Source organism: Microvirga arabica (assembly GCF_016811235.1).
GTDB classification, from domain to species: Bacteria; Pseudomonadota; Alphaproteobacteria; order Rhizobiales; family Beijerinckiaceae; genus Microvirga; species Microvirga arabica.
Genome location: NZ_JAFBID010000147.1, coordinates 1 through 6168, shown reverse-complemented (window position 1 = coordinate 6168; position 6168 = coordinate 1). Strand labels below are relative to the sequence as shown.

5 protein-coding genes and 3 pseudogenes are annotated in these 6168 nt (G+C 58.4%); 6 read left to right on the top strand and 2 right to left on the bottom strand.

What is annotated here, in order from left to right:
* From JQC81_RS32820 to JQC81_RS31770, 3 genes and pseudogenes are all read left to right on the top strand, one after another.
* Positions 1-234 (top strand): annotated as a pseudogene (locus JQC81_RS32820) (hypothetical protein); the annotation flags it as partial.
* 118 nt (positions 235-352) lie between these two features.
* Positions 353-604, top strand: a complete 252-nt coding sequence (locus JQC81_RS31775; protein WP_203275760.1) for a hypothetical protein — start codon at positions 353-355, stop codon at positions 602-604.
* Positions 605-1046: 442 nt separating this feature from the next.
* The gene (locus tag JQC81_RS31770) at positions 1047-2381 is read left to right on the top strand and encodes a hypothetical protein (RefSeq protein ID WP_203275759.1); all 1335 of its coding nucleotides are present in this window, start codon (positions 1047-1049) and stop codon (positions 2379-2381) included.
* 278 nt (positions 2382-2659) lie between these two features.
* On the opposite strand, the pseudogene JQC81_RS31765 reads toward JQC81_RS31770, so the two are convergent.
* Positions 2660-2908: pseudogene (locus tag JQC81_RS31765) on the bottom strand (transposase domain-containing protein); the annotation flags it as partial.
* An 89-nt stretch (positions 2909-2997) separates the two neighbouring features.
* Between JQC81_RS31765 and tnpA the strand changes: the two are divergent.
* Both tnpA and JQC81_RS31755 read left to right on the top strand, forming a co-directional pair.
* Positions 2998-3369, top strand: coding sequence for an IS66-like element accessory protein TnpA (tnpA, locus tag JQC81_RS31760; protein WP_203275758.1), 372 nt, complete (start codon positions 2998-3000; stop codon positions 3367-3369).
* Positions 3366-3560 carry a hypothetical protein gene (locus JQC81_RS31755; protein WP_203275757.1) on the top strand — a complete coding sequence of 65 codons (195 nt, stop codon included), beginning with the start codon at positions 3366-3368 and terminating at the stop codon, positions 3558-3560. The genes tnpA and JQC81_RS31755 overlap by 4 nt, the downstream gene beginning before the upstream one ends.
* 84 nt (positions 3561-3644) lie before the next feature.
* Here JQC81_RS31755 and JQC81_RS31750 read toward each other — a convergent pair whose 3' ends face one another.
* Positions 3645-4376, bottom strand: coding sequence for a class I SAM-dependent methyltransferase (locus JQC81_RS31750; RefSeq protein ID WP_203275756.1), 732 nt, complete (start codon positions 4374-4376; stop codon positions 3645-3647).
* Between the two features lie 255 nt (positions 4377-4631).
* Between JQC81_RS31750 and tnpC the strand changes: the two are divergent.
* Positions 4632-5915 (top strand): annotated as a pseudogene (tnpC, locus tag JQC81_RS31745) (IS66 family transposase).
* Positions 5916-6168: the final 253 nt, after the last annotated feature.

The window sequence follows — 6168 nt, the reverse complement described above, 5'->3', positions numbered from 1 at the left end:
CGAATCCCGTTTTGTGGGCTTCAACACCCGGAGACTACGCCACCCTCTCAAAAGTCCACCACATCCCAGACGGCACCGCTTCTGTGCCGACACGGCTCTGATCTCCAAGTTGGGGTTGAGACCGGTCCGCTGATGCCTTGGCTCGTGCGTGGATTACGCGCCAGGGGCATGGAGGTGGTCTGCCTCGATGCCCGCCATGCCAAGGCAGCTCTGGCGATGCAGCTCAAAAACTGACCGCAACGATGCCGAAGGCTTGGCGCAGATCGTCCGCACCGGCTGGTATCGCAGCGTCCATGTGAAGTCCTTCAAGGCGCATCGGCTCCGCGCCCTACTCGGTGCCCGCTGACAGCTGGTGGGCATCACCACACAGCTGTCCAACCACATCCGCGGCATCCTCAAGGTCTTTGGCCCGGTCGTCGGAATGGCCCATGGCCGTACGTTCTCTGAGCGGGTCGAGACCCTAGTGGCGGACCAGCCCGAGGTGGCCGGGATCGTGCGGCCGATGCTGCAGGTCTGGCGCGACCTGAAGGACCAGATCACTCGCTTCGAAAAGGCCGTGCGCCAGGCGGGGCGTCAGCTAGTCCACTCCAACGAGCCCCGATGAGAGAGCGATCGAAAGCCGCACACCTCTCCTGTATCCCGAAATCGAGACTTCCTCCCGAGGATTCTTGAGCACAGCATCCAATCCGCAGGACAACCTCTGCCTTAACGAATGAACGCATTCCCTATTGCACTTCTTATTGAACTACTCGTAGTCCCTCGTTACATATGATAATCGTTGGACGTGCCTGGCGAGATCATAGATGAGGCTCATATGGACTAACCTGATCGCGCCTATCCTTGCGGCCCTCATTTGCCTGCATCCTGCGGATACTGCACAAGCTCGCATGAACGAGACGCGTCAATCTGTCGAGGATTCTACCGATACTCCAAATATCCAACGCGCTGATGCTACAACGTCTGTCTACCGCCAACAGCAACCATACTTAGGGGCAGTCGCCACCCGAACTCAGATTCCCGCAGTCCGATCGGCTACGGCGACGAGTATGATGGGTTATACCTACCACGACACTCGCGATGAATTGACTGCTATCAAGCTACTATTCACAAACTGGTATGTTAACTCGCGCGGTAATGAAATGGGCTCAGGAGGGCCGCTTTTCATCAGGGCAAAAATCGAGTATCCAGCGGGTATTTTCACCGACGTGACTTTCGATGGGAGGGAGCCGGGCATTGCGCCTGATGGAGCCTCTATCGTGTCCGATTTCACCCAGGTTCATATTCCAGCATTCAAGCGTTTCAAGGTTCATGTGAAGCGCGTGTGGTCCGGTAGTGGGAGGGCAATCTATAATCAAAGTTGGGCACATTCGCCTGAGGACACCCTATTGGTTGGCCCTGACAGTGAGACGGTCCCACTTGGCTCAACACTTCTGTCAAATGCCAATGGCTTGGCGGCACCTCCGGCAGCGATCCTCGGCATAACGACACGGCCGTCCATGCTGGTCATCGGCGACAGTAACGAAGTCGGAACTGCGGACACCTATGATAGGTCTGGTCTCGTGGGCAAGGTGAACCGGCTTTTCGGCTCCCGGATCGGCTACATCAACGCCGCACGAGGCTCAGAGAGCAGCTACAATTTTGTTCAGAGCCACTCAAGACGCGTCCAGCTTGCAGATTATACGACCCATATCTATATCGGCCATACCACAAATGATACGAACTTCATTACGCGCGACGTGATAAGGTATCTTGAGGTGATTGCCAGGTACTTCCCTGAAAAGACTCTAATCTCCTCCACGGCATCTCCCATTACTTCATCTTTAGACGGTTGGAAGACCCTTGAGCAGCAGACACCACGTGGGAACGAGACAAAGCGGCTAGAGCAGAACCGGTGGAGGCGCGGAAACGAGCATCCCTTTCATCACATGCTTGAGTACGCCGACCGAGTAGAGAGCACGCGGGATAGTGGTCGATGGAAGGTTCCAGGATATACATCAGATGGTGTTCACGGGAGTCAGATTGCAGCATTGGCGGCTCTGGAAGACATGTTTGATTTAGGCTTGGTTGCATTTGAACCCGTCGGCGACACAACACCGCCGACGATCCTCTCAGCAGGACATATCAAAGCAAAGAGTAGCGAACGTGTAGTCACAACTCTCGAAGCTGACGAGAGTGGGACTTGGTCAATTCACGGCGGCCGTGACGCCGCTAGGTTCACTATAGATCCGTTGAACGGCGCGTTGCAATTCGTTGAACCGGCGGCGGACTTCAAAGGCTCACCAGCCGGTCCGGCAGGAAGCACCTATACAGTCAATATACGTTTTACCGACCATGCCGGTCTCTTCGTAGGAAAAACACTCTTTGTAGCTATCACTGACTAGGCAGCGGACCAGTGACAACATGCTCGGATCTGGGCTGAACCGAGCTATATCGCTACTTATGCGACCAGTGCGCGGATGGCCAAATCGCGGCCTCGATGACTGTCAGAGATGTCCCCTACGTTGCTTCTCCCAGGCCGGCAGTGTTGACGGCCAATGCTCCCATTGGGGATGTTTGAAGGTAAGCATTCGCCGACGGCCGTCTTGCGAGATTGATCGCTTCCGCGCTGACTGTCGGTATGGAGATCCGTACTGACACTCATCAAATGTAAGCGGTGTTCTCAGGCCACGGCCTTGACGTTTGGCGTGGTGGCATAGGCCCACGGCAGCAGATCATCGATGCGGGTGTTGAGATGGCCGGTGACAATGCGGCTCAGCACGTCGGCAAGATAAGCCTGCGGGTCCACCCCGCACAGTTTGCAGGTCTCGACCAGTGAGGCGATGATCGCCCAATGCTCGCCACGGCGATCTGAGCCGGCAAACAACGCATTCTTGCGCGTCAATGCCAAAGGCCGGATCGCCCGCTCGACGTAAGCACTCGGTGTGCGCCCTCTCTTGTGAGAGCGCTGTTTGCGCGTGACGTTCTGACCTTAAGGCTAGCTTTAAGGTCAGCAGATCAATGAAGATCGAAGTTCTCGGTACAGAGCGCCGCCGGCGTTGGAGCCTCCAGGACAAACTCCAGATTGTCGAAGAGACCATGCAGCCGGGCGTGACGGTCACTGATGTGGCCCGCCGCCATGGTCTTGCCCCCAGCGTTGTCTTCACCTGGCGCCGGCTGGCCCGCGAAGGCCGGCTCGGTGACGCCGGTCCCGCGTTCATGCCGGTCGAGATCACGCCCGTTCCGGTGCAGACCACACCGGTGGCTTCCCCATCGCGGCGCACCGGCCTGATCGAGATCGTCTTGGGCCGCGGGCGCCGTATTCGCGTGGACCGCGAGGTCGATGCCGAGGCGCTGCGGCGGGTTCTCCAAGTGGTGGAGAGCCTGTCGTGATCCCGGTGCCAACGGGCGTGCGCGTGTGGCTGGCCACCGGCCACACCGATATGCGCAAAGGCTTTGGTGGCCTGTCCCAGGAGTTGCACGACCGGACGGAAGCGCAGACCAGCAGAGGCACGATCCGAACTTGCGGAATGGAAGGCACATCCATGGTGGCGGCGAATGGCAGGCTGACGTTGTGCCGTTAGCCTCGTAGGATCTCCTCAGTGATCCTCAAATTACAGTCCAAAAGTCGAGTTTGGGAGTGCAACGTCAGTTCTGAATGCGAATGCTCACACCCGCTCCATCATCGCTATGTAGATGCCCGGCTTTCCGTCCTGGTAGGGCGGCTGACCTGCCAGTACGGCCTGATGAAGCCCATGATCATCTGGTGTGCCAACGTACCGCTCTGATTTGACCTGAAATTCAGGCTCAAGTCTCCTGAGCATATCCCTTGTGAGAGAGATTGGTTCGGTTGGGGTTGGTGGATGGTCGATCTCAACGCTGAGCAAGAATAACCCACCATTCTTTGTTACTCGTTTGATCTCGGCGACAGTCCTCTCGAAGTCTTCGACATGATCGAGGGCATTCAAGCAGGTCACAATATCAAAATGGCTCTGGGGGTAAGGAATCTTCTCAGAGGGCGCAGCACAGTATTCCATCTTGTGCTGATCTGCTCCCAGCTTGAGGTACTGCGGTACGAGTGGGTCCAAACCGACCCGCTGCTCCACCATATCAGCCCACTCGAGGCTGCCGCGAGGACCACACCCAATGTCAATCACTCGCTTTCCGACGTAGTCGGCATGGCTGAGACCGTACACTGTGGTGTAGAGTGCTTCATAATGGCTATTCGAAAGTTGCCGCCCCTCAGCAGAATACCGTCTCTTCCAATAGGCGAACTCCGCGCGTTCCTTGAGAGATGTCTCAGAAGCTTGAGGGAATATGGCAACGTAGGCATAACGGAATATGGCAGCGTAGGCATAACGCAGGGGCCGTTTTACGGCAGCTATTAGGCTTGCGTTCATAATATATTCCTATTAGTCTAAGAATGCGAGATTTGTGCTGCAGCTAACGTTAAATCTATGCCGACGTTAGTGTCAAAATACTATAGTACTATCCAAAATAGTCTTGCTCCGCTCCAGCACCCGCTTCACCTGCATGGCTGACCATGCCTTGCCCGGTGCGGTCGGAATGCCTCGTATGTTGAGTCCTGCGTAAGCACTTGGTGTGTAATTACCCACGCCCTTCTCAGCAGGCATAATTCCTGAATCCATGGGGAGATGGATCGCACTGATTTGCAGCGCCTGACGAAGAAAGAGCTGATTGGTCTGGTGCTGCGGCTGCAGCGGCCAGAGAAGACGTCTCGCACCTCGTCCAAGCCGCCCTCGACCGATCGCAAGGAGCAGCGGGAGAAGTCCAAGCCCGGCGGAGCCAAACCCGGTCACGAGGGTCATAGCCGGAGCACCAGCGACACGCCCGATTAGGTGGTCGATCACCGTCCCGGTTGGTGCTCCTGCTGTGGAGCCGCTCTGATGACGGATCTGCCAAGCGAGACGGTCAGCCTTCACGAGCATGTCGACCTCCCGGAGGTGAAGCCCCTCATCACCCATCATCGGCGGCTTTCGGTGTGTTGTTCGACCTGCGGGACGCGGGTTGTCGCTCCCGTGCCTGAAGCAGCACGAGGCACACCGTTCGGGCCGCGCCTGCACGCAGTGGCGACCTACCTCAAAACCTTTCAGGCGCTCTCCTACGAGCGGCTGCAAGGTGCCTTGTCGGATCTGTTCGGGCTCACGCTCAGCCAGGGCGGGCTGATGAACCTGCTGCGGCGGGCGCAGGGGTGCTTTGCCGAGGGGCAGGTCAGCGCCGTCTCGTCTCTTCGCCAGGCCGAGGTGATCGCATCAGATGAGACGGGCGTGCGCATCGAGGGCAGCACCGCCTACCACTGGGTCTTCCACAGTTAGCAAGCTGTCGTGCATCACGCCTCCCCGACACGAGCTGCCTCCGTGATCCGGGAGATGATGGATGGCCATCGCCCGGCCGTGTGGCTCTCCGACCGCTACACCGCCCAGCAGGGGCATGGGGCCGCGCACCAGACCTGCCTGGCGCATCTGGCGCGGGATGTTGCCTATGCGGTGGAGGTCAGCGCCGATCCGGTGCTCTGGCGGCTGCAGCTCTGGCTGCAGGCGGTCTTCGCCCTCTCGGAACGGGTCACCTCTCTGGCCGCCTCCACGCTCTTGGCCAAGCGCCGGACGCTGGAGCGGCAACTGACCGACATCCTCGCTGCTGCGAGTTCCTGTGACCTGACCTGAGCGCTTCAGGCCAAGATCAGCCGGGCTCGAGATCAGCTTCTGACCTTCCTTGATCATCCTGGGCTGGTCGAGGCCACCAACAATGCCTGCGAACGAGCCCTTCGCCCGGCCGTGGTTCAGCGCAAGGTCACCAACGGCCACCGCGCCATGTGGGCCGCTCAAGGAGAGGCCGCGATCCGCACCGTCGTCGATACCGCCCGCCAAGCAACCGGCGCCACCGTCTTCGGCACCATCCTCGCAACCGTCAGGGCCTAAAGTCCACATGGCTTCCAGCACCTGGAAACTTCTATCATCAGGCATAGGCGCAGACATAGTAACTGACACTGAAAGCTCCTTGCTTCTGTGCCAGTAAAGATCAGCCATCGCAGCACGCTGCGCCAGATGCGGTCAGCTTAGCGCTTACGGAGCATCCCGCCAAGCGCCTCGCCGAACTGCCCTGGAACTGGAAGGCACCGCGCAACCAGCAGGCCGCCGCCTAATCTCAGGGCTGTCGCGTGAACAGCGCCTT

Bases quoted from the DNA above. Each gene is read 5' to 3' on its own strand.
- tnpA (WP_203275758.1), top strand. From the start codon at position 2,998: ATGAAGATCGAAGTTCTCGGTACAGAGCGCCGCCGGCGTTGGAGCCTC.
- JQC81_RS31750 (WP_203275756.1), bottom strand. From the start codon at position 4,376: ATGAACGCAAGCCTAATAGCTGCCGTAAAACGGCCCCTGCGTTATGCC.
- JQC81_RS31770 (WP_203275759.1), top strand. From the start codon at position 1,047: ATGATGGGTTATACCTACCACGACACTCGCGATGAATTGACTGCTATC.